Here is a 25,109-nt window from a genome sequence, read left to right as displayed (position 1 = left end):
GGCATGGACAGGCAGAAGCAGCGCATGACCCTGACGGCCGCCGCCATGCTCGTCCCGCTCATGGCGGCCTGCGGCAGTGAGAAGGCGGACAGCGGCAGCGGTTCGGTCGGTGCCGACAAGCCGGCGGTGACCGGCATGCGGTGGAGCGTGGACAGCGTCACCGCGGAAGGAAAGACCCAGAAGGCACCCACCGGCGCCCACGTGACCATCGACAAGGGCCGGGCCGAGGGCAGCTTCGGCTGCAACAACTTCGGCGCCGACGCCACCGTCGAAGGCGACCGCATCCGGCTCAGCAAGACCATGGCCACGGAGATGGCCTGCGAGAACAAGCCCATGGCCTTCGAGGAGACCCTCGCGCGCACCCTCTCCGACCAGGAGTTCAAGGCGAAGGTGGACGGCGAACGCCTCACCCTCACCACCGACAAGGGCGACACCGTCCGTCTCACCAAGGCCAAGGACGCCGAGCTGAGCGGCACCAAGTGGACCGTCACGACCCCGGAGGCCGACGGCCGCGCCCACCTCACCTTCGACGAGAAGAAGGGCACCGTCTCCGGAAGCCTCGGCTGCAACAAGGTCAACGCCAAGGCCACCGTGCGCGACGGCAGTATCACCCTGGGCCCTCCGGCCACGACCCGCATGATGTGCGAAGACTCACTCATGTCCGGCGAGAAGACCCTGCTGCGTCTTTTCGACGGGAAGCTGAAGTACGGAGTCGATCATCGAACTCTGACGCTGACCAGCGAAAACGGAACTAGCGTGCGAGCGGTCGCCGGGCAGTGATCCACCAAAAAGTCCGTTATCCCCAATTCGGACCAGTGGTCGACCTCGCCTACACTCGGTGGCGTGCCACGTGGTGACGGACGACTCAACCACGACCTGCTCCCCGGTGAGAAGGGCCCCCAGGACGCTTGTGGCGTCTTCGGTGTCTGGGCTCCGGGCGAAGAGGTCGCCAAGCTCACGTACTTCGGGCTCTACGCCCTCCAGCATCGAGGCCAGGAATCCGCGGGAATCGCGGTCAGCAACGGCTCTCAGATCCTTGTCTTCAAGGACATGGGCCTGGTCTCCCAGGTCTTCGACGAAACCTCCCTCGGCTCGCTCCAGGGACACATCGCGGTCGGACACGCCCGCTACTCGACCACCGGTGCCTCCGTGTGGGAGAACGCCCAGCCGACGTTCCGTGCCACCGGGCACGGCTCCATCGCGCTCGGCCACAACGGCAACCTGGTCAACACCGCCCAGCTCGCCGAGATGGTCGCCGATCTGCCCAAGCAGGAGGGCGGCCGCACCCCGCGCGTCGCGGCGACGAACGACACCGACCTACTCACCGCGCTCCTCGCGGCCCAGGTCGACGAGGACGGCAAGCCGCTGACCATCGAGGACGCCGCCCACAGGGTTCTCCCGCAGGTCAAGGGCGCCTTCTCCCTCGTCTTCATGGACGAGCACACGCTGTACGCGGCCCGCGACCCGCAGGGCATCCGCCCGCTGGTCCTCGGCCGCCTGGAGCGCGGCTGGGTCGTGGCCTCCGAGTCCGCGGCCCTCGACATCTGCGGCGCCTCGTACGTCCGCGAGATCGAGCCGGGCGAGTTCGTCGCCATCGACGAGAACGGCCTGCGCACCTCCCGATTCGCGGAAGCGAAGCCCAAGGGCTGTGTCTTCGAGTACGTGTATCTGGCCCGCCCGGACACCGACATCGCCGGCCGGAACGTCTATCTCTCCCGCGTGGAGATGGGCCGCAAGCTCGCCAAGGAAGCCCCGGTCGACGCCGACCTCGTCATAGCGACCCCGGAATCCGGCACCCCCGCCGCCATCGGCTACGCGGAGGCGTCCGGCATCCCCTTCGGCTCGGGCCTGGTGAAGAACGCCTACGTGGGCCGCACCTTCATCCAGCCCTCACAGACCATCCGCCAACTCGGCATCCGGCTGAAGCTGAATCCCCTCAAGGAAGTCATCAAGGGCAAGCGCCTGGTCGTCGTCGACGACTCGATCGTGCGCGGCAACACCCAGCGGGCCCTGGTCCGCATGCTCCGCGAGGCCGGCGCCGCCGAGGTCCACATCCGGATCTCCTCGCCGCCTGTGAAGTGGCCCTGCTTCTTCGGCATCGACTTCGCCACCCGCGCCGAGCTGATCGCCAACGGCATGACCGTCGACGAGATCGGCACCTCGATGGGCGCCGACTCCCTGGCGTACATCTCCATCGACGGCATGATCGAGGCGACCACCATCGCCAAGCCGAACCTGTGCCGCGCCTGCTTCGACGGCGAGTACCCGATGGAGCTCCCGGACCCCGAGCTGCTCGGCAAGCAGCTCCTGGAGACCGAGCTGGCCGCCGGCCCGGCCGCCACGGCCGCCGCCGACGCGATCCGCCGCCCGTAGCCGGCCCGTAACACCTGCCGTACGACACGAAGGTTCTCATCAGCCATGTCTGAGACACCCATCGCCGAGGGCGGCGCCAGCTACGCAGCCGCGGGCGTCGACATCGAAGCGGGCGACCGCGCCGTCGAACTCATGAAGGAGTGGGTGAAGAAGGCGCAGCGCCCCGAGGTCCTCGGCGGCCTCGGCGGCTTCGCCGGCCTCTTCGACGCCTCCGCCCTGAAGAACTACGAGCGTCCCCTGCTCGCCTCCGCCACGGACGGCGTCGGCACCAAGGTCGACATCGCCCGCCAGCTGGGCGTCTACGACAGCATCGGCCACGACCTGGTCGCCATGGTCATGGACGACATCGTGGTCTGCGGCGCCGAGCCGCTGTTCATGACCGACTACATCTGTGTCGGCAAGGTCCACCCCGAGCGCGTCGCCGCCATCGTCAAGGGCATCGCCGAAGGCTGTGTGCTGGCCGGCTGCGCCCTGGTCGGCGGCGAGACCGCCGAGCACCCGGGTCTGCTGGGCGAGGACGACTTCGATGTCGCCGGCGCCGGTACGGGTGTCGTGGAGGCCGACCGGCTGCTGGGCGCGGATCGTATCCGTACGGGTGACGCGGTGATCGCCATGGCGGCCTCCGGTCTTCACTCGAACGGGTACTCCCTCGTCCGCCACGTCCTGCTGAACCAGGCGGGACTCGAGCTGGACACCCACATCGACGAGCTCGGCCGCACCCTCGGTGAGGAGCTGCTGGAGCCGACGAAGATCTACTCGCTGGACTGTCTGGCCCTGATGCGCACCACCGAGGTGCACGCCTTCAGCCACATCACCGGCGGCGGACTCGCGGCGAACCTCGCCCGGGTGATCCCGGACGGCCTGCACGCGATCGTCGACCGCTCCACCTGGACCCCGGCCCCGATCTTCGACCTCGTCGGCCGGACGGGTCAGGTCGAGCGCCTGGAGCTGGAGAAGACCCTGAACATGGGCGTGGGCATGATCGCGATCGTGCCGCAGGAGTCCACGGACGTGGCCCTGGCGACCCTGGCCGACCGTGGCGTGGACGCCTGGGTGGCAGGAGAGATCACGGACCGGGGCGAGCACACCACCGGCGCCGCCCTGATCGGTGACTACGCGAGCTGAGGCACGGTCGTAACCCTGCGGGCAGCACAGAACCCGGTCGGTGACCGGAGTCACCGACCGGGTGAGTGCTCAGTGCAGGGTCAAGCGCCGCGACGGTGTTGTGAGGACTGGCCGTCCTCATCCTCGTCGTCGTCCTCATAGAGGTCGGCGTACCGTGCGTACAGGTCCTCATCCTGATCATCGTCTTCGACCACCGGCTCGCCGTTAGGCGGCTGCGGATTCGAAGGCGATGCACCCAGCTCCTCGGCCAGGCGTGAGAGGTCAGTCCCACCGCTGTTGTACTTCAGCTGGCGGGCGACCTTCGTCTGCTTGGCCTTGGCCCGGCCGCGCCCCATGGCTCGACCCCCTCAACGACGGGGCTCGACGGCCCCAGAGTCTTGACACGCGTTCATGGTCCGGCACGGACTCTCCGCAGAGAGACCGTGTCCGTAGGGCTTCCACGGTACCTGAGCCCGCGCCCATACGGTACGTCGCCCGCATGACGTGCCCGCGCCCAGGACCCTCGAGGCGCCCCGTCCTCGCTGGTCAACCGCGATTTTAACCACTTATCGGCGGTCGACCCGCCGGTAGAAGTGAGAGTTCTCTCTAACTGCCCACCGACGGGTACCGGCCAAACGTACGAGACCCCTCCGGGTCAGTCCCGCATCCGCCTCCGGTTCAGCGCGCCCGGCGGGCCACGGCCGCGTCGTGCATCCGCTGCTCGGCGATCCGGTCGGCCGCCGCGGCCGGCGGAATGCCGTCTTCCTTCGCACGTGCGAATATGGCCAGCGTCGTGTCGTAGATCTTCGCCGCCTTGGCCTTGCACCGCTCGAAGTCGAAGCCGTGCAGCTCGTCGGCCACCTGGATGACACCACCGGCGTTCACCACGTAGTCCGGCGCGTAGAGGATCCCGCGGTCGGCGAGGTCCTTCTCCACACCCGGGTGGGCGAGCTGGTTGTTGGCGGCACCGCAGACCACCTCGGCGGTGAGCACGGGCACGGTGTCGTCGTTCAGGGCGCCGCCCAGCGCGCAGGGGGCGTAGATGCCCAGCCCGTCGACCCGGATCAGCTCGTCGGTGTCCTTGACGGCGATCACGTCCCGGTGCCGCTCGGTGATCCGCCGCACGGCGTCCTCGCGCACGTCCGTGACGAAGACCTCGGCGCCCTCCTTCACCAGGTGCTCCACCAGGTGGTGGCCGACCTTGCCGACACCGGCGATGCCGACCCGCTTCGCACGCAGCGTCGGGTCGCCCCACAGGTGCTGGGCGGAGGCGCGCATGCCCTGGTAGACGCCGTAGGCGGTGAGGACGGAGGAGTCACCGGCGCCGCCGGCCTCGGGGGAGCGGCCGGTCGTCCAGCGGCACTCGCGGGCCACGACGTCCATGTCGGCGACGTACGTACCGACGTCGCAGGCGGTGACGTAGCGGCCGCCGAGGGAGGCCACGAAGCGGCCGTAGGCGAGGAGCAGCTCCTCGCTCTTGATGCGCTCCGGATCGCCGATGATCACGGCCTTGCCGCCGCCGTGGTCGAGACCGGCCATGGCGTTCTTGTACGACATCCCGCGCGCGAGGTTCAGCGCGTCGGCGACGGCCTCCGCCTCGTTCGCGTACGGGTAGAAGCGCGTACCGCCGAGCGCGGGGCCCAGGGCGGTGGAGTGGAGGGCGATGACGGCCTTGAGGCCGCTCGCGCGGTCCTGGCAGAGCACGACTTGCTCATGACCCCCCTGGTCCGAGTGGAACAGGGTGTGCAGTACATCAGCAGGCGCGCCGGCTACGTCGGTCACTGTGGTGACTCCTGAGTAAGTTGCGGCGGGTGGGGCTGGGCTCCCGTATGGGTGGCGGGAGCTGTTGAGCATGAGATTAGAGCCTGGTGCGCCCATCGGAGGCACCGCGCACAGGATCCCCTCCGTGCGGAGTACAGCCGTGCGACGATTTGCATAGTCTTCCCGTGCGTTCGTGAGTGGGTTCCGCAGGTTTTCGCGACGGAGCGCGGGGGAGGGAGCAGGCGTGCCCAAGGTGTCCTCGGTGATCGTCCCCTACGCGACCTATCTGCGCGTGTACGAACCGCTGGCCGCCTTCCCCGAGCCGGAGCGCAGCCACTGGGCCCGCTACGCACGTCGTACGGACCGTCCCTCGTATCAGGACGAACTCCGCCGCGCCCTGGCCGACTTGGCGCCCACCCCGCCGGTCCCGGTGCCGGTGCACGAGAGCGAGGACGCCTTCGTGCTCGACGTCGACGGCGTCGTCTGCGTCTGCCCCTGGCGCACCCGGCTGCGCGGCTGGCTGGCCCTGGACGAGCTCTCCGAGGAGCTCCCGCAGCCCGTCCTGGACGCGGTCCTGCCGCCCTTCCTGCGGAGCCAGGCCACCCAGGACTACGAGCGCTGGCTGGCGATCAACCCGGACGCCCGGCCATGGATCCGTACGGCCACCTGGCAGGTGCCGATCAACTGGTTCGTGCTGGTCTCCGACGAGGAGCGCGAGTACGACAAGGGCGCCTCGGTCGACAGCCCGCCCGTGCTGCGCTACCGCACGCCGATGGTCCAGGCCCGGCGGCGGGTGGCCCGGGGCCTCAAGGCCCTGAAGGAGGCCATGGACGAGGGGCCGCTGATCGACGGCCTGATGGACGTCGGACGCTGGCTGGAGGAGTTCCACCCGCGCTCGCTCGTGGAACTGGACTACGGCGGTCTGGTGCACGCCGTGCCGGCCGGGGCGCTGGAGGACGACCACTCGGCGGCGGACGTGGCCGAGGGGATCGCCGCGCTGCGCCGGGGCGACGGGACGGCCGCGGGGGCGGCGTACGGGCGGCTGGTGGAGCGGTGGCGTTCCGTGCGGGATCTTCGGTCGGCCAACTGACCTCTGACCTTGTGATCCCTACGGACGGCTCGCGGTCGGTCACGAACTGACGTTTGACGAACCGCCCGATTTGAGGTTTTGTCCTCGCACCGACTTCCTGAAGCGGACTGTGCGTTTCCTGAGGCTTCGTCAACAAGGGACGTAAAACCCGATCCGGGCGTACCTCTCAAGTTGGCCAAGCGTGACGGACTACACGTACGTGGCTCTTGCGCCCCTTGCCCCTCCTCATGCCAAAATAGGACAAGGAGTCCGGGGGGCTCCTTCCGTCCCGTAGTGCTGCACTATGGGCGGAATCTCAGCATTGCACGCTTTGGGGGGTCTCGTGACTCCTGATCGCCGCTGTGACTGATCGTCACAGCGGCGTGACTGTCCGCTATGGCATGGTCCATCGGCTTCCGTCGCTGATGAACACCTGGAGGGGCAATTCCATCGGTTTGGCCGACGAGGCTGGACGGATGGTGTAGTTGTAGTGCCGAGGACAAGCCGTTCGTCCTATAACCGACTCGACTCGCGTCCGCCATTTCGGGCAACGCGGGTCAAGGTGCAGAATTTAGAGGAAAGAACCGAGAAGGTTCGGTTCTCCCGAGGAGGCCGCTCATGACCGCTCGCACCCCTGATGCCGAGCCGCTGCTGACCCCGGCTGAGGTCGCCACCATGTTCCGTGTGGACCCGAAGACGGTCACGCGGTGGGCGAAGGCCGGCAAGCTCACGTCGATCCGCACGCTCGGCGGGCATCGGCGCTACCGCGAGGCTGAGGTCCGCGCTCTGCTCGCGGGCATTCCGCAGCAGCGCAGCGAGGCCTGAACAATTGAATACCGGACAAACCGGCTGGTCCCCCACTGGCCGCGGCGTCCGGAACCCTAGCTCCAAGCGACGCGGGTCCTGCCCCAACAGGCCCCACGCCCAAGCCAGTCAGAGCTTCGCAGGCACGTAACAGGGTGCGTCGTAGATCGCGTTGGACTCCGCCGGGTCCAGCGCGATCTTTTTGTGCGCCGACCGCCTGTCTGCCGGGCCTGCTGTGAGTGGCCTTGTCGGAGTCTGGGGAGGGGTGTCGGATCTCCTGTGTGCGGCACCCCGGGGTGGGGTGCAATTGCACATATTAAATTGACCTGTTGTAGGCGAGGTGTAAGTACCGCACTTTCCAAAACTCATGCGGTGACACCCGTCACATACCGATCGGCTTGTTAGCTCTGGCGCGGGTGCGGTAGTGGAGCCTCCGGCTCCAGCACCCCGCCCTCGGACGGGTGTTGGGGCCGGCCCGGAGAGGACTCCATCACCAGGCGCAGCAGGCGGTGGCAGACCGGACAGTGACGCGTGAGGTGCCGGTACGACGACGCGGCCGACAGATGCGCGCGGAGCAGGGCCCGCGTCTCGTGCCTAGCCGATGCCGCCATACGCCACCTCCAGGAGGCCGCACAGGAACGGCCCTGGTTTCTGGGTACCGAGCGGATGAGGGGCCGTCAAGACGGCGTGGGGGAGCTCTGGAGGCTCCTACGGAGGTCAGGACACACAAAAGAGCCCGGATCCGAAGATCCGGGCTCTCTGCCCGCGGCCTTGACGCGTATGAGAAAGGGCCCGCGTCCCTTGCGGGATGCGGGCCCTGCTCACTTCACTGCGGTCCTGACGGGATTTGAACCCGCGGCCTCCACCTTGACAGGGTGGCGAGCACTCCAAACTGCTCCACAGGACCAGGTTTCGGGGCGCTATTTGTGCGTTGCGCTGCGAGAAGAGACTGTACAGGAGGGGCGGGGCCCTGCGCGAACTCACCCAACGCGCACGGGCGATTACGGGACTTCCGCGTCGATCGCCTTGACGATCCGCTTGTCGGAGACGGGGTACGCCGTGCCCAGCGCATGGGCGAAGTAGCTGACCCGGAGCTCCTCGATCATCCAGCGGATGTCCAGGACCGACGACGGGACCGGCCGCCCCTGCGGCATCTGCTCCAGCAGCCAGGCGTACTCGTCCTGCATCTCGTGGACCTTCTGCATCCGCGTCGTGTCCCGCTGGACGTTCGCCGGCATCTGCTGCAAACGCCGGTCCGCCGCCACCAGATAGCGCATCAGGTCCGGCTGGCGCCGCAGCCCCGCCTCCGTCACGAAGCCCGGCTTCACGAGGGCGTCCAGCTGCTTGCGTACGTCCTGGAGGTTCGGCAGCAGCGCGGGGCTGCGTACGCCCTTCAGACGGCGCTCACAGGCCTGCCAGGCGGCCAGGACCTGCTGCACCTGGCCCACCGTGCGGACCGTCGTGTCGACGATCTCCGCGCGGACCTTGTCGTACAGCTTCCGGTAGGACTCCTCGTCCCACGCCGGCCCGCCGAAGTCCCCGATCAGCTTGTCGGCCGCCGCCATCGCGCAGTCGTCGAACAGCCCCTGGATGGAGCCGTGCGGATTCGCCGACAGCGCCAGCTTCTGCGCGTTCGTCAGCTTCTCGGAGGCGAACTTCGCCGGGTTGACCGGGATGTTGCGCAGGATCAGGCGGCGCGTGCCCTTCCACATGGCCTGCGCCTGCTCCGCCTCCGTGTCGAAGAGACGTACGGAGACCGTGTCGCCGTCGTCGACCAGCGCCGGATACGCCTTCACCGGCTGGCCGGCCCGCCGGGTCTCGAAGACGCGGGTGAGTGTGCCGATCGTCCAGTCGGTGAGGCCCTTGCGCTCCAGGGACTCGCCGCCCTGGCGCTCCGCGGTGGCCGCCGCGGCCTGGGAGAGGGCCTTGCGGGCCTTCGGCCGCAGCTGGAGCTTCAGTGCCTCCAGGTCCTTGTCCTCCGCGAGCTTGCGACGCCGCTCGTCGACGATCCGGAACGTGACCTTGAGGTGGTCGGGGACCTTGGACCAGTCGAAGTCGTCCGCCTCGAAGGGCACGCCGACCTTGCGCCGCAGCTCGCGGGCCATCGTCGTCGTGAGGGGCTCCTGGAGCGGGACGGCGGTGTCCAGGAACGCCTGCGCGTGGTTCGGCGCGGGGACGTAGTGGCGGCGGATCGGCTTCGGCAGGGACCGGATCAGCTCCGTGACGACCTCCTCCCGCAGGCCCGGGATCTGCCAGTCGAAGCCCTCGTCCGTGACCTGGTTGAGGACCTGGAGCGGGATGTGGACGGTCACGCCGTCGGCGTCCGCGCCCGGCTCGAACTGGTACGTCACACGGAACTTGAGGTTCCCCTGACGCCAGGAGTCCGGGTAGTCCGCCTTGCTGACCTCGCCCGCCTTCTCGTTGATGAGCATCTCGCGCTCGAAGTCGAGGAAGTCGGGCTGCTCGTGCCGCTTGCGCTTCCACCAGGAGTCGAAGTGGGCGCCGGAGACGACGTGTTCGGGGATCTTCTGGTCGTAGAAGTCGAACAGCGTCTCGTCGTCGACGAGGATGTCCCGGCGCCGGGCCCGGTGCTCCAGCTCCTCGACCTCGGTGAGGAGGCGGCGGTTGTCCGAGAAGAACTTGTGGTGTGTGCGCCAGTCGCCCTCGACGAGCGCGTTCCGGATGAACAGCTCGCGGCTGGCCTCCGGGTCGATCCGGCCGTAGTTGACCTTCCGCTGCGCCACGATCGGAACGCCGTACAGCGTGACCTTCTCGTACGCCATCACCGCTGCCTGGTCCTTCTCCCAGTGCGGTTCGCTGTACGTGCGCTTGACGAGGTGGGCGGCGAGGGGCTCGACCCACTCGGGCTCGATCTTCGCGTTGACGCGGGCCCAGAGGCGGGAGGTCTCGACGAGTTCGGCCGACATCACGAAGCGCGGGGGCTTCTTGAAGAGGGCCGAGCCGGGGAAGACCGCGAACTTGGCGTTGCGGGCGCCCAGGTATTCGTTCTTCCCCGTGCTTCGCCCGCCCTCGCCGCCGGCCTCCTTCACGTCCTTCATGCCGACGTGGGAGAGCAGGCCCGCGAGGAGGGAGACATGGATGCGGTCGTCCGGGGCGTCGTCCTCGTTGAGGTGGATGCCCATCTGCTTCGCGACCGTGCGCAACTGGCTGTAGATGTCCTGCCATTCGCGGATGCGAAGGAAGTTGAGGTACTCCTGCTTGCACATCCGGCGGAAGGAGGACGAGCCCCGCTCCTTCTGCTGCTCGCGGACGTAGCGCCAGAGGTTGAGAAAGGCCAGGAAGTCGCTGGTCTCGTCCTTGAAACGGGCGTGCTGCTGGTCGGCCTGCGCCTGTTTGTCGGACGGGCGCTCGCGCGGATCCTGGATGGACAGCGCGGCGGCTATGACCATGACCTCGCGGACACAGCCGTTCCGGTCGGCCTCCAGCACCATCCGGGCCAGCCGCGGGTCGACCGGCAGCTGGGCGAGCTTGCGTCCGGTCTGCGTGAGCCGCTTGCGGAGGTCCTTCTGGGCCGGGTCGAAGGCACCGAGCTCCTGGAGGAGCTGTACGCCGTCGCGGATGTTGCGGTGGTCCGGCGGGTCGATGAAGGGGAACTTCTCGATGTCGCCGAGGCCGGCCGCGGTCATCTGCAGGATGACGGAGGCGAGGTTCGTACGGAGGATCTCCGCGTCCGTGAACTCCGGGCGGGCGTCGAAGTCGTCCTCGCCGTAGAGGCGGATGCAGATGCCGTCGGACGTACGGCCGCAGCGGCCCTTGCGCTGGTTGGCGCTGGCCTGGGAGACCGGCTCGATGGGCAGGCGCTGGACCTTGGTGCGGTGGCTGTAGCGGGAGATCCGAGCGAAGCCCGGGTCGATGACGTACTTGATGCCCGGGACGGTGAGGGAGGTCTCGGCGACGTTGGTCGCCAGCACGATCCTGCGCCCGGTGTGCGGCTGGAAGACACGGTGCTGCTCGGCGTGCGACAGCCGGGCGTAGAGGGGCAGGATCTCGGTGAATCTGTACTGCTTCTTCGTGAGCGCGTCGGCCGTGTCCCGGATCTCCCGCTCGCCGGAGAGGAAGACGAGGATGTCGCCCTTGCCCTCCTTCTGGAGCTCCTCCACGGCGTCGGTGATCGCGGTGATCTGGTCGCGGTCGGCGTCGTCGGAGTCCTCTTCGAGGAGAGGCCGGTAGCGCACCTCCACGGGGTACGTACGGCCGCTGACCTCGACGATCGGGGCGTCGCCGAAGTGCCGGGAGAAGCGCTCGGGGTCGATGGTGGCCGAGGTGATGACGACCTTGAGGTCGGGGCGCTTCGGCAGCAGCTGGGCGAGGTAGCCCAGCAGGAAGTCGATGTTGAGGGACCGCTCGTGGGCCTCGTCGATGATGATCGTGTCGTAGGCGCGCAGCTCGCGGTCGGTCTGGATCTCGGCGAGCAGGATGCCGTCCGTCATCAGCTTGACGAAGGTGGCCTCGGGGTCGACCTGGTCGGTGAAGCGGACCTTCCAGCCGACGGCCTCGCCGAGCGGAGTGTCCAGCTCCTCCGCCACGCGCTCGGCGACGGTGCGGGCGGCGATACGACGGGGCTGGGTGTGCCCGATCATGCCGCGGACGCCCCGCCCGAGCTCCATGCAGATCTTCGGGATCTGCGTGGTCTTCCCGGAACCTGTCTCACCGGCGACGATCACGACCTGGTGGTCGCGGATGGCGTCGGCGATCGCGTCCTTCTTCTGGCTGACCGGCAGCTGCTCGGGGTACGTGACCTCGGGCACGCGGGCGCGCCGCCCGGCCATGCGCTCCTCGGCCTTGGCGACCTCCGCCTCGATCTCGGCGAGCACGGCGGCCTGGGCCTCCGGCTTACGGATCTTGCGCGCACCTTCGAGCCTGCGGCCGAGCCGGTGCGCGTCGCGCAGGGACAGCTCGGTCAGGCGGGGGGCGAGGGCGCCGAGGGCGGGGGCGGGGTGCGTAGACATACGGGATCCAGGATCTCATCCCCGGGAAATCCGTGGCGAACGGTTTTGTCCCGGAGCCGCGGTGGGAGGACGGCCGGCCCTCGTGTCCGGCACGGAGTGAGGTTTGACCGTTTCTCGTTCGGGCGGGGATTGCATGGCGGTGAGGCCGTACGGCAGTCGCTCACGATGGGAGGGCCTCCCGTCCCATGTCCAAAGCCACCGAAGTCCTGATCGTGGGTGCCGGTCCCACCGGTCTGATGCTCGCCGGAGACCTTGCCGCGGCGGGCGTCTCCGTCACCGTGCTCGAGCGTCGGACCGAGAGGTCGCAGCTGACCCGCGCCTTCGCGGTCCATGCCCGGACGCTCGAACTGCTGGACGCCCGGGGTGTGGCCGACGAACTCGTCGCCGGCGGTGTCCAGATCGGCAAGCTCCAGATGATCGGGGATGCCCAGCTCGATCTGCGGCGGCTGCCGAGCCGATTCCCCTACATGCTGCTGACCCCTCAGTACGCGACCGAGGCGGTGCTGGCGAAACGTGCCGAGGCGCTCGGGGCCGAGGTGGTGACCGGCGCGGAGGTCACCGGGGTCGAGCAGGACGCCGACGGTGTGAGCGTGACCGTGCGCCGGTCCGACGGCACATCGGGGGCACGGCGGGCCGCTTACCTGGTCGGCGCGGACGGCATGAACAGTGTGGTGCGCCGGGCGCTGGGATTCCCGTTCCCCGGCCGGGCCGCCCTGCGCTCGGTGATGCTCGCCGACGTCCGGCTGACCGTGCCGCAGTCCATGCCGGTGGCGAACGCGGTCCGGGAGGGGATCGCCTTCGTCTCCCCGCTGGGCGACGGCTGGCACCGGGTGGTCGCCTGGGACCGCGACAGGCAGCTGCCGGTCGAGGCGCCTCTCGACCTGGAGGAGGTGCGGACGATCACCCGCAAGGCCCTCGGCACCGACTTCGGCATGCACGACCCACGCTGGCTGTCCCGTTTCCAGACCGACGAGCGCCAGGTGCCGCGGTACCGGCTCGGGCGGGTGCTGCTCGCGGGCGATGCCGCGCATGTGCACTCTCCGGCGGGCGGTCAGGGCATGAACACCGGTCTCCAGGACGCCGCCAATCTCGCCTGGCGGCTGGCGGCGGTGGTACGCGGGTGGGCGCCGGAGGGGCTGCTCGACGGGTATCAGGCCGAGCGGCATCCGATCGGTCGGGAAGTGATCCGGGACAGCGGCAGGATGATGCGCCTGGCGCTGATCCATTCGCCCGTGCTGAGCACCGCCATGAACCTGCTCTCGCGCGTCGCCGCCGCCGTCCCTCCGGTGGCCGACCGCCTGGTGGCCAAGGCGACGGGCATCGCCATCTCCTACCCGGCACCCTCCGGCACCCACCCCCGCACCGGCCACCGGGCTCCCGACCTGGAACTCGCCCCGAGCACCGGACCCGCCACCGGCTCCAGCTCCGCGACGCGGCTGTACGAGGCCCTGCGCGCCTGCCGTTTCGTGCTCGTCAGCCGGTTTCCCGAGGTGACGGGCTGGGAGGACCGGACGATCACCGTCACCCCGGCCGCCGGCGCGAAGGCCCCGGCCGTGCTGCTGGTCCGCCCGGACGGCTATATCGCCTGGGCCGCGGACGACCACGACCACAATGCGCTGCTGACTGCCCTGACTACCTGGGTCGGCCCTCGACAGGACGTGCCGTCGACATGAGCCACGACACGACTGAGCCCCTCTCCGGCGATGCTGGAGAGGGGCTCATGCCCTGAACGGGCTGCGGTGGCTGGGGCCGGGGTCGAACCGGCGACCTTCCGCTTTTCAGGCCGTGTCCTGGCGGGTGAGGGCCCGATCGTGCTGGGCGCCGGTGACCTTGACGAGCCGTGGTTGTGCGCTGCTGTTGGCGTACGGGTTGGCGTACACCACGGGCCGCCCACCTGGGGCTAGGCCGTTCCCTTCGGATCATCTGATCCGTAGGCGGGTGCGACTGCTCGTCTCACTCCGGTAGCTCTGCCCATCGACCAGGTGATGCCCAAGAACGATGCTACGCATGATCCGCGACCGTCAGTAGATGTACGCGGGCGTTGATGTCACCTGCTGATGTCATCAGCACTCGGACCCAAAGGATGAGAAGGCAGGCGGCATCAGCCCGACACCCTAGGACCTACCGATGATCAACGCCCACACAGCCAACACGAGCACCACGACGGCAGGAGACTCCTGCGTCTGAAGCCATGCCAGCAGTGTTGTCAGGCTGACCAGAACTTCAAGGTCTCCATGAAAACGAGGACCCTGAGGAAACGTAGAGGCTGACACTGCGTCACTCCCTAGGATGGTGTTGAGGCCCGAAGCCCTTCGTCAACAACTCTGGTCGCAGCTAGGGGTGTTGCCGCTACTGGAACGCGTTGCCAGCTGTTGGCAACGCCCACGCCTTGAGAGGTGCGACTTGTCAAAGGGTTCGTCCGCGCTTCAGCCAATAGGGGATGACGTCCCCCCGGAGGCCGCGAAGCTTGCGGAAAGACTTCGCGAAGTTTTCGCAGCTCTGAATATTTCGGTGCGTAGATACGCGGTACGCATTCATCGAAACCCAGGGGCCGTTTCGCGATACCTGAACGGCTCACGAGTACCACCGTGGGACTTCGTCACTGAGCTTTTCACAGAGGTTACTAAGGCGCGGAAGGCACCGCTACAGAAGGAGGTCATTGACCACATTAAAATCGCCCACCGGCAAGCCTTGGCGTCCAGTAATAAGAAACTTCACGAGGTGCAACAGCTGCAAGATCAGCTTGAGTATGCGGACCTGCGTGCTCAGCAGGCAACTATCCGTGAACAGGTTCTGATGGAAGGTCTGCAACTACGAGAGCAGCGAATTGCCCAACTTGAAATAAAACAACTTGAACTCACCACTCGATGGGAAAATGAGACACGGCAAAGAGAAGTCCTGGCTAGAGAATTGTCTTTAACGGAGGATTCCTATACGGAAGAACTCGAACGACTCAAGGCCGAAGTAGAACAGTTGCGGTCAGATTTACAGCGAGCTAACGAGGAGAGCCAACAGGCAGAGGCGCGATGCCAGCTGTTGGAAGAACGTCTGAGTGAGGCAGAAGAACGAGCTCAGGCGGGTCAGGAAGCACGCGAGGCCAGTGAGCTAGAAGCTGCGAATCGCGCAGCCGCAGAAGCGCGAGCTGTCGCGGACGACTTGCGACAACAGCTGGAAGCCTTGCAGGTCAGCCGAGATTCACAGCAATACGATCCAGCCCAAGCGGCAGCGGAAGCGAATGAGAGGGATCGCCAAGTAAAGGAGGAGAGGAGGAGGTATATCCTCGAGACCGAACCTGAAGACATGGCGCGAGAAATGATGCGGCTACACGCAAGGGAAGGGGACCTCGGCGCATACGAGATGGGCATGACGATCGGCCGGTGGACGCCGGGCGAATCCGTACAGGAACTGTGCACCATCCTGTGGGAAAAAAACTATAGAGAATTGGCGGTAGATATTGCAGGTTACGTTTCCGAGAGAGAGGATCTTGAGTCCCTGGCAGATTTTCTAGTCCTGGTTGGCGGCCAAGATGTTGGCCGGATGGCCAACAGCTTCGTAGGCAGGGCCCTTTCTAGAGTCGCCTGGTTCCGAAACTCTGAGGATATTCCTACCTTCGTGAGCATTCTAAAGGAAAGGGGTTGGGTTGCTTGGGCATCGCAAATTGAAGAGGAATGCGCTTCTAGGCGTGACGCCGACAAGCTCGCGGAACTAATTTCCGTTATGAGTATTGAAGACAGGGCCTCAATGCTCACCAGTGTTGCTGAAAATCGTTCGACGCCCGACATTCCTGCACTGCTAAGTCAAATGAGTTCTATTGACCTAGTAGAGGAAGTTCAGTCAATCCTGAATCAGATCCAGGAGATCCGACCCACCGACCACCCCTTTATTTTGGAAGCTTGGGATTTGGCGAATCAATAGAGTGCAGCGATTTCAGGCGGCTAATGGGCCCTTGACCTGGGGTGTGACAGATTCATGACTGGTGTTGAGGCGACCCTCAGCGGAGTGATCACGCTCGCGCTCTACTGGTTGCATCACTGTCGCTGAGCCGCCCTTCGGTGCCGTCCCTACGGGCGCGGCACCGTTCAGGACAGCGTGCACAGCGCGTCTCAGTGTGTGTCGGTTTTGGCTTCGAGTGCCGCGATTACGGCCGCAGGATCGCCGTCGTACTTGAGGTGCGGTTCATCCGACTCGGGCGGGACGAAGCGCGTGCGGTACCGCTGAAGGTCACTCTCGGCGAAGTAGATCGCGTTGGGATCGTGGGCGTGGTCCTCGTTGCGCTTGCTGATCCGTGCCCAGAGTTCATCGTGGCTTGCTGCGAGATACACAAGCACCGGCGTGGCGCCGGCGTCAGTCGCGATGGCTCGCCACCGGGCACGGTCGTTCTGGGTCCAGAAGCCATGGTCAACCACGACGTCGTGCCCTGCCTGGAGGTGATCCCGAAGTTCAACGGCGACATCATCGAGGACCGGACGCTCAAGGGTGGGAAAGATGCCCCGCGGGAAGTCCACCCCGTACACACCATGGCGGCGAAACATCTCCTCGTCCGGGCACAGCCGCACGAACCCACGTGCAGTGAGAGCGCGGGCAAGCGTGGTCTTGCCGGAGCCGGGCAGGCCGGCCATCAGGACACAGAACGGCGGGCGTGGCGGCATCGATCTCGTGAGGGTCTGGGAGATGGCGGACATCTCGGCTTCGGCTTCGGATGTGAGCTGGCCACTACGGCGAGCGGCTAGCAGAGTACCCAAGCGACTTTCGAGCACGCTCAAGAGCGTGTCGTCGTCGACCGTCACTGGAAGACCTCCGATTCCGTCCGCCAGGTACGCCCAGGAGCGCCGAGGTCGACGCCGTACTCCACGATGCCACCCTCGCTGTCGATGAACTTTGCTGTCATCACGACCACCGGTTCTGCGGGTGGGTTCGTCGGATCCAGTTCCAGGAGTTGCGCGTCCTCTGCTGTCAGTAGCCGTGCTGAGGCGGAGTCGACCCGATGACTAATCGGGCGGCCGGTCGCCTTAGCGATGAGTTGGAGCGAGGTTCCCCCGGTCAACCGCTCGCTCGTCGCCAACTGAGGGATGAGCTTTCCGTACTGAGCAGGGATCCACGACGTGCTGTGCGCCACGATGCCGTGTCGGTCCCTGTACACCCGGCGCCGGCGGATGACCTCGGAACCGGGCTGGATTTCCAGGGCTGAAGCCACGTCTGCCGGTGCAGGCACCACGGCGGCCTGGTGCGAGTCGGACCGCTCGCCTGACCCCCAACTCGATCCGGTACGGCGGCCCCGGTCCTGACGCTGGGACCCCGAAGACATCGGGCCGGGGCGGTCCAAGACTTCCGTTCCGATCCCATGAATCCCTCTCACAAGGCCGTCGTTGCGCAGCTTCCGCAACGCCTTCTCGGCCGTCGCGGTGCTCACACTCCACTCTTCCGAGAGGTTCTTGATGCTCGGCAGAAGTGATCCCGGCTGTAGCTGACCCGACGCGATCAGGCCCGCGTAGTGGGCGGCAATCCGCGCGTACGGCGCTCGATTGTCGGCCTGACCAGCCATTTCGTCAGCTCCTTCGTCGTAGTGCCCTTAGGTTCCCTAGCTTACCGCTTGACACCGCAGGGAACCCTAGGGAACCTTAGGGATGTGCCCGCCGGTCAGAACGGCAGATCGGAGGGTGTGGACCTCGATGCGGCCTTTTTCAGGGCTTGTTCGAGGTCAAGGGGCCCGGGACAGAGCGGGCCGAGGGCGCCCCCGACCCTGGGCATTCGGGAGGGCTTAGACCGAAAGGTCATGTCTCCATACGCCTGAAACGGGAGCTCGTGTTCCCAGAGGAGACATTCGCTTGGCCAGACCACCGCAGCACTTCTGAGCTGCGGCCGGTTGCCTCCGCTGCTCGTCCCGTACGAGCAGCGCTGAGGGGAGCCGGACGATCCGACTTCAACGGCGCGAGCCCCCGGAGGTGCAACTCCGGGGGCTCTGTTCGGGCCGTTTCACCTGCTAGGGAGACCACGACCCATGGACCACATCGTTACTGTTCAGGACGCTGTTACCGCATTCGCCGACTTCATGGAGCCGACGGACGCTGAGCTGGACGCGATCGAGCAGGAGATGCCCGTCATCCTGGCGGACGTTGACCTGCTCGACGCGCAGATCATCACCTTGGACCGCACGCAGACCGAGCTGGACGCCCGTCGCATCCGCCGGGCCCGTCGCCGGGCGCTGGCCGCCCGGGTCGCGCTGGTCAACCGCGCGGCTGGCGCGAGCCTGCCGGGGGGCGCCGCATGAGCGCCACCGAACGCACCCTGGCCGTCGCGCACGCCGAGGTGAAGGCGGAGATCACGCGGACCGACACGAAGACCGGTCTGCTGCTGGCGTTCGTCGGCGCGGTCCTGGCCGGCGCGTGGACGGTCGCCCGTGACCTGCCGCTGAATCTGCCCGCCTACCTCGTGGGCGGGGCCGGCATCGCGCTGCTGGTCGCGGCGGCTGGGCTCCTGCTGCGCTCGACCCGGCCGAACCTTCGCGGCCGACATGGTTTCCCGCTGTGGGCCACGCTCACCGCCGAGGAGATCACCGCCGCCGTGGAGCGGGACCTGGCCGCTGACATCGCCGGACTGTCCCGGCTCGCGGTCGCCAAGTTCACGACGCTGCGCCGCGCCGTCGACCTGACCTGTGCCGGTGGAGCACTGCTCATCCTGGCCGCCCTGCTCACGGTGGGGGGTGCAGCATGAGTCTTCACCGCAAGGGCCGCACCGCCCTCGTGCTCGCGCTGGTCGTCGTGGTCGCGATGGCCTTCCGGGTGTCCTGGAACGCTCTGCGCGACATCGCGGGCGCCATCGGCGCCGACGAGACGGCCGCGACGCTGTACCCGTTCGTCGTCGACGGCCTCATGGCCCTGGCCTTGATCGCGACGCTCGTGCTCGCCGGACAGGATCGGACGTTCGCACTGCGGGTGCTGGCTGGCTACACCGTCGCCTCCCTCGTGCTGAACTACGTGCACGGGCTGGTCCCGGAGCTGCACGGCCAGACGGTCGACTTGGGCCGAGTCGCGGATTGGGACGCGGCGAACTGGGCGCTCGTGCTGCTCGCTACGTCGCTGCCGGTCGGATCGATCTACTTCGGTTCCGACCTCGTGGCGAAGGTGCTGCACCACCGCCCCACCTCGATCACGACCCCGACCGCGAATGCGGAGGAATCGACCAATACCGAGAGGAATCGGTCTAGTCCTGACCTCGTGGTATCGACCCCGGCGCCGATCACGCCGAACGTCACGGCGCTGCCCCGAGCGGTGGCCGTCGGCTTCCTGAAGTCGAAGATCCCGGCCAAGCCGGTCGGGGCCATCGAGCAGCCGACCGTGCCCCTGATCGAGCGGCGTGCGGTGGCTGCCGAGTCGACCAGCCCGCGCCGGGCGACGGGCCGCGTGCCCGAGGTCGCCCGCACCCCGCGTCCGAAGCGCACTTCGGATGAGCTGCTCGACGAGGCGCGGAAGGTGACGGCGGATTGGCCGGACACGAGGCTGACGGCCGAGGGCATCCGCCGGGAGGTCCGCACCTCCCCGGCGAACGCCCGGACCCTGCGCGACACCCTGCGTGCCGAACGTGGCCTTCAGGTCGCCTGATGGCTGCTTTGCCCGTCTACCGGTGGCGGCTCGCCCCGGACGGCTACGCCACCCGCCGCCAACTGCGCGCCCTCGGACTCCGCCCCGGCGGTCAGGACGTCGCCGCTCAGTTGGAGCGACCCCGGCGCCGTCGGGGCCCGCTGGTCGCCTACCTCTACCGCATCGACCGCGCCAAGCCGGTGCGCGCGATGACCCCGGCCCGGTGGGCGGCCCTGGCCAAGGCCAACGCTGCCCGCCGCACCTGCCCCGCCTGCCGCCGTGACGCCGGATACGTCATCCCGCCGTCGCTCGGCATGTGCTCTGCCTGCGCTTTCCCCGACAACGCCCCGGAGGGTGCGCCATGGAACAGCTCCCCGCACACCGCCCGCTGACCGTCGTGCAGCTCCCCGACGGCCAGCACGTCTACGCCGATCCCGCCTCCCTGCCCGCCCAGCAGCCTTCCGGGCCGCAGGTGGTGCACATCCACCAGGCGCCGCCGGACCGTACGGTGCAGCGCGTCGCGCTCGGCTCCGGGGTCGGGGCCGGTGCGGTCGCGGCCGGCGTCTACTTCGGCCCGCTGCTCGTCGGCGCCCTGGCCGCCATCGCCGCGAACCTGGCGATGCTCGCGTTCATCGCGCTCGTGCTCGGCTGGGCCGTCGTCACCGTCGTTCGCGCCGTCGGCGACAGCGGCAAGGGCACCGGCAAGCGCGGCCGGAAGGGCCGCTGAACCACCCCAAGGCCGTAGGCGGCCCGCAGGGCGCCTGAAGGGCCTTCCGGATGGGGTTTGACCCCCGGAAGGCCGTCCGGCCGCCACAACCCCCGTAGCGACGCACGGTGACGGAAGTTTCCGTCCTCGCGCGCACACGCGTAGGGGCCGCCTCGGAAACCAGGAAACCGGAAACACGCTCACTCCGCGTAACCCGCGCGTGTGGTGACGGGCCGTCGCAGGGCCCGTCACCACCGACCCACATCCCAGAGAAGAGGACACCCGTGAGTCACGGACAAGTCTGGCGCACCCACCGCCAGTACGCAGCCACCGCCGCCCGCTGGACCGCCGATCGCTGGCGCAAGGAAGCCGAACGCCGCCGCGCCCTGCGCGCCGACCGCAAGCCCCTCGTGCGCGATGCTCGCCGTGCGCTCGCCACCGCGCGCGCCATCGACCCCGAGGGCGTCACCCCCATCCGCCACCGCGCGGAGCGGGAGTTGCGCACGGCCAAACGGCGAGTCCCGGACTCCATGTGGCTGTTCGCCACCAAGACCGCCGCCGCGCTCGGCGTCGCCGGATACGTGTGGCTGCCCCAGGTCTCTGCCCGCGCATGGGTGTGGTCGGCCGTCGCCGTCGTCGCGGCCGTCACCGCTCTGTCGGTGTGGATCGCGGTGCGCGAGCGCGACACCAGCGGCCTGAAGCCCACTGCTGAAGAGTCGGCGCTGCTGAAGCGCCTTCAGCCGCAGCACTGGAAGGAGCACGCCGAACAGCGCGGCCTCGCCGGGACGCTGACCGGCCGTCCGAAGCTGACCGAGGCGGGCATCGTGTGTGCCGTTCGTCTGGACGGCACTTGGACGGCGACCAAGCTGCGCTCGGCCGAGGACCACGTTCGTGCCCTGCTCGGGGCTCGCACGAGCCTGCGCATGCAGATCAAGGCGGGCAAGCAAGGCGGCTGGGCCGAACTGATCCTGCGTACCCGTAGCGCGGCCGACGGCGACGACCTCAAGTGGACGCCCGAGCGGCGCTCCCTCGGCATCGACACCGTCACCGGCGAGCAGGTCACCGTGCCGCTCGGCGAACGACTGCTCATCGCCGGACGGTCCGGCGCTGGTAAGTCGGTGGCCTCCCGGCCGCTGCTCTTCGACGCGTCCGAGGGCGCCACGAACGCGCTCGTCATCATCGACCTCAAGCGCGTGGAAGGCCGCCTGTGGGACCACCGCGCCCGCGTCGCCTCCACCCCGCACGAGGTCATCGACGTGACCGACGAGCTGGAGACGGAGATGCTGGAACGGCTCAGCATCCTGCCCAAGGGCCAGGACACCTGGACCCCCACCGCCGACCGGCCGCGCATCACGGTCGTCGTCGACGAGGGCGCCGAGGTCATGACCGCCGCTGACAAGGTCCCCTACGAGACCGAGACCAGCGACGGCAAGACCCGCACCGCCAACCGCTCCGCACTCCCGGCCCTGGAGTCCATCGCCCGCATGGGCCGCGCCGCGTGCATCGACCTGTGGTGGATGACCCAGAAGCCCACCATCGGCGACGGCATCCCCAAGCAGATCGCCCCGCAGATCGGCGTCTCCATCTGCCTCGCCGTGCGCACGCCGGCCGAAGCCCGCGTAGTGCTCGGCGAGGACGCCCAGGCCAAGGGATGGAACGCCGACGAACTCCCCGTCCCTGGCGTGGCGCTGATCCGCGACGGCAAGCGCAAGCCCGATCCGGTCAACGTCCGCTACATGGACAAGAGCGTGGTCATCGCCCTGCCCGACCGCACCCCGTGGTCCCGCACCGCCGCGCCGACGGTGGAAGCCGCGGGCGCCCCCACGCTCACCCTCGTCAAGAACACCGCGACCGACGAGGCACCGGCCACGGACAGCGCCACCGCCCGCGTGCTCAAGGCGATCGAGACCGCCGATGAGCCCGTCCGGCAGAAGGACCTGGTGACGCTCACTGGGCTGTCCAAGGGCGCCGTGTCCAAGGCCGTCAAGGCTCTCACCACCGGCGGCACCGTCGTCCGCACCCTGGACGGCTGCTTGACCGCCACGCGCGGCGACGAGTCCGCCGCCGCCTGACCACCCGCACAACGACGACGGCGGCCCCCATCCGACCAAGAACCGGGGCCGCCGCCTTCCACCAGCCCTTCAACGGACCTGTGGAGGTCTCCCAGCATGACGCAACCCGTGCATATCCGGCGAGCCACCGGCTCGCCGCCGACGATCGCGAGCGTCGACCTGGAGTGTCTGCCGCTGCTCGCGTCCGCCCTCGTGGCGGCCGAACGCGGCTGGCCGGTCATCCCGCTCCATCCCGGCAGCAAGCGCCCGGCCGGGCACGCCGAACGCGCCTGCCCCAGCACAGGACGCTGCACCAACGGACACCGCACCCCGGAGGAACGAGCCACCACCGACCCCGACCTGATCCACGCCGCGTGGGCGCACCGGCCGTACAACGTCGGGATCGCGACCGGCCCGGCCGGGCTGCTCGTCATCGACCTCGACCCGGTCAAGGCAGAAGAGCCAGAAGGAGCGCCTGACGGCGCCACTTCGTTGCAAGCGCTCTGCGAGCGCGCCGGGCAGGTCCTCCCGGACACCTACCGGGTGCGGACCGCGCGCGGTGAACACCTCTATTTCACCGCCCCGCCCGGGGTGCGGTTGAAGTGCAGCGTGGACCGTCTCGGACCGCACATCGACACCCGCGCCTGGGGCGGCTACGTCGTCGCCCCCGGCAGCACCACCCCTGACGGCGCCTACGAGGTCGCCCACGACGCGCCCGTAGCCGAACTGCCCACCTGGCTCGCCGCGTTGCTCACGGAGCCGGACAGGCCCGCCCCGGTGGCGGTACGGGTACATGACGGCACCCTCGCCGCCCGGACCGCCCTGGAACGCGAGTGCGCCGTCGTCGCTGCCACGTCCGAGGGCGGGCCGAACGGCCGCAACAACACCCTGCACCGCAGCGCCTGCAAGGTGGCGCGGTTCGTGGCGTGGGGCGACATCCCCCGGCACGTGGTGGAGCAGGCAATCCAGGGGGCGGGGGAGGCTACCGGCCTGCCGCCGGCCGAGTGCCGCACCACCATCCGCAGCGCCATGGACTGGGTCATCGCCCACGCCACCCCACGGGAGGCGGCATGACGGCGCCTACTCCCCCCGCCCTGGATTGCCCCACCAACACTCCGCACCGGCCGCACGCCGCTCCACAGCCTGTGGACGCTGCGGCCGTGGGCGAGCCGAAAGGCGCCGCCCGCAAGGGCGACCGAACTGCTTGTAGTCCTGACCCGCACGGCGACGACGGCCGCCGCCTCATCGCGTGGCTGCACATCGTCGCCCCGCGCGGCGCGGTGCCCACCGCCACCTCGAAATGCGCGTGCGGACGCGACCGTTCGGCCGTCGGCAAGCCGCGCGTGCTCGCCCTGATCGACGACCACACCGCCCACCGCACCGTGTGCCCCCTGCGCAACCCCCAGGAAGGAAGGGCCGCCGCATGACCAGCCCCATCGACGGCGCCGCGCTGCTCGACGAGGTGGAAGCCTTCCACCGCCGCTTCAATGTCTTCCCCACCGAAGCCGCATACGTCGCAGTCGCGCTGTGGGACGCGCACGCCCACCTGCTCGACTGCTTCGACTCCACCCCCCGAATCGCCTTCCTGTCCCCGGAACCGGGGTCGGGCAAGACTCGGGCACTGGAGATCGTGGAAACGCTCGTGCCGCAGCCCATGACCGCCGTCAACGCGTCCGCCGCCGCCCTGTTCCGGTCCGTCTCCGCAGGCAACGCCAAGCCGACGATCCTGTTCGACGAGATCGACACCGTCTTCGGCCCCAAGGCGGGGGACAACGAGGAGTTGCGCGGGTTCCTCAACGCCGGACATCGCCGCACCGGGGTCACCTACCGGTGTATCGGCGACGGTGGGAACCAGACCGTTCAGGCCTTCCCGTCGTACTGCGGGGTCGCGGTCGCCGGACTCGGCAACCTCCCTGACACGATCATGAGTCGCTCCGTCATCATCCGCATGCGCCGCCGGGCGAGGAACGAGAAGGTGGAGCCCTTCCGGGCCCGCATCCACGAGGCGGAAGGCCACAAGCTTCGTGACCAGCTCGCCAAGTGGGCAGAGCAGGCACGCAAGGTCGTCATGGGGGCGTGGCCGGACATGCCGGATGGGGTGGCCGACCGCCCGGCGGATGTGTGGGAACCGCTGCTCGCCATCGCCGACGCGGCCGGTGGTGACTGGCCTGAGCGAGCACGTGCGGCATGCGTGACGCTGGTGACCGCCTCCAAGGCCAACGACAAAGGCAGTCTCGGTGTCCGCCTGCTGACCGACCTACGCGATCACGTCATGGTCGGCATCGACCGCCTGCCCACCGTCGCCATCCTCGACCGGCTCAACGCCCTCGACGACGCCCCCTGGGCCGACCTGCACGGCAAGCCCCTCGACAACCGGCGCCTGTCGCGGATGCTCGCCGAGTACATGACGGCCGACAACGAGCCCATCGCTTCCCGCAACATCAAGACCGCCGGAAGCGTCCTCAAGGGCTACTACACCGCCGATCTCGCCGACGCGTGGGCCCGCTACTGCCCCCCACCCCCGGAAAGTCCGCTACCTCCGCTACCGGGCACTGAAAACGCGGCCTGACCAGCACTAACGCGGTAGCGGCAACCGGCAAAGGTTGCCGCTACCCATCCGCTACCGCTACCCCTTCCCGCTACCTCGAACAGGCCCCTGACCTGCGCGGTAGCGGCGGTAGCGGAAGTAGCGGC

General features: G+C 68.2%; 22 protein-coding genes and 1 tRNA gene. 16 read left to right on the top strand and 7 right to left on the bottom strand.

What is annotated here, in order from left to right; translation table 11 throughout:
- Positions 1–3: 3 nt before the first annotated feature.
- From ACIBK5_RS41830 to purM, 3 genes are all read left to right on the top strand, one after another.
- On the top strand, positions 4–780 hold the full coding sequence (locus ACIBK5_RS41830; RefSeq protein ID WP_399028449.1) for an META domain-containing protein: 777 nt from the start codon (positions 4–6) through the stop codon (positions 778–780).
- A gap of 63 nt (positions 781–843) precedes the next feature.
- Entirely contained in the window at positions 844–2,373 is a 1,530-nt protein-coding gene (gene purF / locus ACIBK5_RS41825; RefSeq protein ID WP_399028446.1) for an amidophosphoribosyltransferase, read from the top strand.
- 45 nt (positions 2,374–2,418) lie between these two features.
- Positions 2,419–3,498 carry a phosphoribosylformylglycinamidine cyclo-ligase gene (gene purM / locus ACIBK5_RS41820; RefSeq protein ID WP_399028444.1) on the top strand — a complete coding sequence of 360 codons (1,080 nt, stop codon included), beginning with the start codon at positions 2,419–2,421 and terminating at the stop codon, positions 3,496–3,498.
- A gap of 80 nt (positions 3,499–3,578) precedes the next feature.
- On the opposite strand, the gene ACIBK5_RS41815 is transcribed toward purM, so the two are convergent.
- Positions 3,579–3,833, bottom strand: a complete 255-nt coding sequence (locus ACIBK5_RS41815) for a DUF3073 domain-containing protein (protein ID WP_399028441.1) — start codon at positions 3,831–3,833, stop codon at positions 3,579–3,581.
- Positions 3,834–4,155: 322 nt separating this feature from the next.
- Positions 4,156–5,259 (bottom strand): Leu/Phe/Val dehydrogenase, encoded by a 1,104-nt coding sequence (locus tag ACIBK5_RS41810; RefSeq protein WP_399028439.1) that lies wholly within the window; start codon positions 5,257–5,259, stop codon positions 4,156–4,158.
- Between the two features lie 223 nt (positions 5,260–5,482).
- Between ACIBK5_RS41810 and ACIBK5_RS41805 the strand changes: the two genes are divergently transcribed.
- Entirely contained in the window at positions 5,483–6,328 is an 846-nt protein-coding gene (locus ACIBK5_RS41805) for a hypothetical protein (protein WP_399028436.1), read from the top strand.
- Positions 6,329–6,925: 597 nt separating this feature from the next.
- Complete coding sequence (gene bldC / locus ACIBK5_RS41800) at positions 6,926–7,132, top strand: developmental transcriptional regulator BldC (protein WP_003949541.1); 207 nt, start codon at positions 6,926–6,928, stop codon at positions 7,130–7,132.
- Positions 7,133–7,512: 380 nt separating this feature from the next.
- Here bldC and ACIBK5_RS41795 read toward each other — a convergent pair whose 3' ends face one another.
- The 3 genes from ACIBK5_RS41795 to hrpA all read right to left on the bottom strand — a co-directional run bounded on the left by ACIBK5_RS41795 (position 7,513) and on the right by hrpA (position 12,081).
- Positions 7,513–7,722, bottom strand: a complete 210-nt coding sequence (locus tag ACIBK5_RS41795) for a DUF6274 family protein (protein ID WP_399028434.1) — start codon at positions 7,720–7,722, stop codon at positions 7,513–7,515.
- A 221-nt stretch (positions 7,723–7,943) separates the two neighbouring features.
- Positions 7,944–8,018 (bottom strand) — tRNA-Asp (locus ACIBK5_RS41790).
- A gap of 94 nt (positions 8,019–8,112) precedes the next feature.
- Entirely contained in the window at positions 8,113–12,081 is a 3,969-nt protein-coding gene (hrpA, locus tag ACIBK5_RS41785; protein WP_399028432.1) for an ATP-dependent RNA helicase HrpA, read from the bottom strand.
- Positions 12,082–12,266: 185 nt separating this feature from the next.
- On the opposite strand from hrpA, the gene ACIBK5_RS41780 reads away from it, so the two are divergent.
- Complete coding sequence (locus ACIBK5_RS41780; RefSeq protein WP_399028430.1) at positions 12,267–13,754, top strand: FAD-dependent monooxygenase; 1,488 nt, start codon at positions 12,267–12,269, stop codon at positions 13,752–13,754.
- 1,048 nt (positions 13,755–14,802) lie between these two features.
- Entirely contained in the window at positions 14,803–15,996 is a 1,194-nt protein-coding gene (locus ACIBK5_RS41775; protein WP_399028427.1) for a hypothetical protein, read from the top strand.
- Positions 15,997–16,184: 188 nt separating this feature from the next.
- On the opposite strand, the gene ACIBK5_RS41770 is transcribed toward ACIBK5_RS41775, so the two are convergent.
- Both ACIBK5_RS41770 and ACIBK5_RS41765 read right to left on the bottom strand, forming a co-directional pair.
- Positions 16,185–16,868, bottom strand: coding sequence for an AAA family ATPase (locus ACIBK5_RS41770; RefSeq protein WP_399028424.1), 684 nt, complete (start codon positions 16,866–16,868; stop codon positions 16,185–16,187).
- Positions 16,865–17,623: a GntR family transcriptional regulator gene (locus ACIBK5_RS41765; RefSeq protein ID WP_399028422.1), complete on the bottom strand. Its 759-nt coding sequence runs from the start codon at positions 17,621–17,623 to the stop codon at positions 16,865–16,867. Before ACIBK5_RS41765 ends, ACIBK5_RS41770 begins: the two co-directional genes overlap by 4 nt.
- A 456-nt stretch (positions 17,624–18,079) precedes the next feature.
- Between ACIBK5_RS41765 and ACIBK5_RS41760 the strand changes: the two genes are divergently transcribed.
- The 9 genes from ACIBK5_RS41760 (at position 18,080) to ACIBK5_RS41720 (ending at position 24,984) form a co-directional block, all read left to right on the top strand.
- Positions 18,080–18,349, top strand: a complete 270-nt coding sequence (locus tag ACIBK5_RS41760) for a DUF6284 family protein (protein ID WP_399028420.1) — start codon at positions 18,080–18,082, stop codon at positions 18,347–18,349.
- Positions 18,346–18,792: a Pycsar system effector family protein gene (locus ACIBK5_RS41755; RefSeq protein WP_399028418.1), complete on the top strand. Its 447-nt coding sequence runs from the start codon at positions 18,346–18,348 to the stop codon at positions 18,790–18,792. The genes ACIBK5_RS41760 and ACIBK5_RS41755 overlap by 4 nt, the downstream gene beginning before the upstream one ends.
- Positions 18,789–19,679 carry a DUF2637 domain-containing protein gene (locus ACIBK5_RS41750; protein ID WP_399028416.1) on the top strand — a complete coding sequence of 297 codons (891 nt, stop codon included), beginning with the start codon at positions 18,789–18,791 and terminating at the stop codon, positions 19,677–19,679. The genes ACIBK5_RS41755 and ACIBK5_RS41750 overlap by 4 nt, the downstream gene beginning before the upstream one ends.
- Entirely contained in the window at positions 19,679–20,050 is a 372-nt protein-coding gene (locus ACIBK5_RS41745; RefSeq protein ID WP_399028414.1) for an RRQRL motif-containing zinc-binding protein, read from the top strand. Before ACIBK5_RS41750 ends, ACIBK5_RS41745 begins: the two co-directional genes overlap by 1 nt.
- On the top strand, positions 20,020–20,385 hold the full coding sequence (locus ACIBK5_RS41740; RefSeq protein ID WP_399028412.1) for a DUF6251 family protein: 366 nt from the start codon (positions 20,020–20,022) through the stop codon (positions 20,383–20,385). Before ACIBK5_RS41745 ends, ACIBK5_RS41740 begins: the two co-directional genes overlap by 31 nt.
- 263 nt (positions 20,386–20,648) lie before the next feature.
- Positions 20,649–22,436: a MarR family transcriptional regulator gene (locus ACIBK5_RS41735; RefSeq protein WP_399028409.1), complete on the top strand. Its 1,788-nt coding sequence runs from the start codon at positions 20,649–20,651 to the stop codon at positions 22,434–22,436.
- Between the two features lie 96 nt (positions 22,437–22,532).
- Positions 22,533–23,489, top strand: coding sequence for a bifunctional DNA primase/polymerase (locus tag ACIBK5_RS41730; RefSeq protein ID WP_399028407.1), 957 nt, complete (start codon positions 22,533–22,535; stop codon positions 23,487–23,489).
- Positions 23,490–23,575: 86 nt separating this feature from the next.
- The gene (locus tag ACIBK5_RS41725) at positions 23,576–23,842 is read left to right on the top strand and encodes a hypothetical protein (protein WP_399028406.1); all 267 of its coding nucleotides are present in this window, start codon (positions 23,576–23,578) and stop codon (positions 23,840–23,842) included.
- Positions 23,839–24,984, top strand: coding sequence for a DUF3631 domain-containing protein (locus ACIBK5_RS41720; protein ID WP_399028404.1), 1,146 nt, complete (start codon positions 23,839–23,841; stop codon positions 24,982–24,984). Before ACIBK5_RS41725 ends, ACIBK5_RS41720 begins: the two co-directional genes overlap by 4 nt.
- Positions 24,985–25,109: the final 125 nt, after the last annotated feature.

This window comes from Streptomyces sp. NPDC050546, from assembly GCF_044457425.1.
Taxonomy (GTDB): Bacteria; Actinomycetota; Actinomycetes; order Streptomycetales; family Streptomycetaceae; genus Streptomyces.
Note: the sequence above shows the minus strand (reverse complement) of the source record. Positions and strands in the feature narration are given on the sequence as shown.

Excerpts from the sequence above, each read along its gene's own strand:
- ACIBK5_RS41830 (WP_399028449.1), top strand. The coding sequence starts at position 4 with ATGGACAGGCAGAAGCAGCGCATGACCCTGACGGCCGCCGCCATGCTC.
- purM (WP_399028444.1), top strand. The coding sequence starts at position 2,419 with ATGTCTGAGACACCCATCGCCGAGGGCGGCGCCAGCTACGCAGCCGCG.
- ACIBK5_RS41815 (WP_399028441.1), bottom strand. The coding sequence starts at position 3,833 with ATGGGGCGCGGCCGGGCCAAGGCCAAGCAGACGAAGGTCGCCCGCCAG.
- bldC (WP_003949541.1), top strand. The coding sequence starts at position 6,926 with ATGACCGCTCGCACCCCTGATGCCGAGCCGCTGCTGACCCCGGCTGAG.
- ACIBK5_RS41795 (WP_399028434.1), bottom strand. The coding sequence starts at position 7,722 with ATGGCGGCATCGGCTAGGCACGAGACGCGGGCCCTGCTCCGCGCGCAT.
- hrpA (WP_399028432.1), bottom strand. The coding sequence starts at position 12,081 with ATGTCTACGCACCCCGCCCCCGCCCTCGGCGCCCTCGCCCCCCGCCTG.
- ACIBK5_RS41780 (WP_399028430.1), top strand. The coding sequence starts at position 12,267 with ATGTCCAAAGCCACCGAAGTCCTGATCGTGGGTGCCGGTCCCACCGGT.
- ACIBK5_RS41765 (WP_399028422.1), bottom strand. The coding sequence starts at position 17,623 with ATGGCTGGTCAGGCCGACAATCGAGCGCCGTACGCGCGGATTGCCGCC.
- ACIBK5_RS41760 (WP_399028420.1), top strand. The coding sequence starts at position 18,080 with ATGGACCACATCGTTACTGTTCAGGACGCTGTTACCGCATTCGCCGAC.
- ACIBK5_RS41755 (WP_399028418.1), top strand. The coding sequence starts at position 18,346 with ATGAGCGCCACCGAACGCACCCTGGCCGTCGCGCACGCCGAGGTGAAG.
- ACIBK5_RS41750 (WP_399028416.1), top strand. The coding sequence starts at position 18,789 with ATGAGTCTTCACCGCAAGGGCCGCACCGCCCTCGTGCTCGCGCTGGTC.
- ACIBK5_RS41745 (WP_399028414.1), top strand. The coding sequence starts at position 19,679 with ATGGCTGCTTTGCCCGTCTACCGGTGGCGGCTCGCCCCGGACGGCTAC.
- ACIBK5_RS41740 (WP_399028412.1), top strand. The coding sequence starts at position 20,020 with ATGGAACAGCTCCCCGCACACCGCCCGCTGACCGTCGTGCAGCTCCCC.
- ACIBK5_RS41730 (WP_399028407.1), top strand. The coding sequence starts at position 22,533 with ATGACGCAACCCGTGCATATCCGGCGAGCCACCGGCTCGCCGCCGACG.
- ACIBK5_RS41720 (WP_399028404.1), top strand. The coding sequence starts at position 23,839 with ATGACCAGCCCCATCGACGGCGCCGCGCTGCTCGACGAGGTGGAAGCC.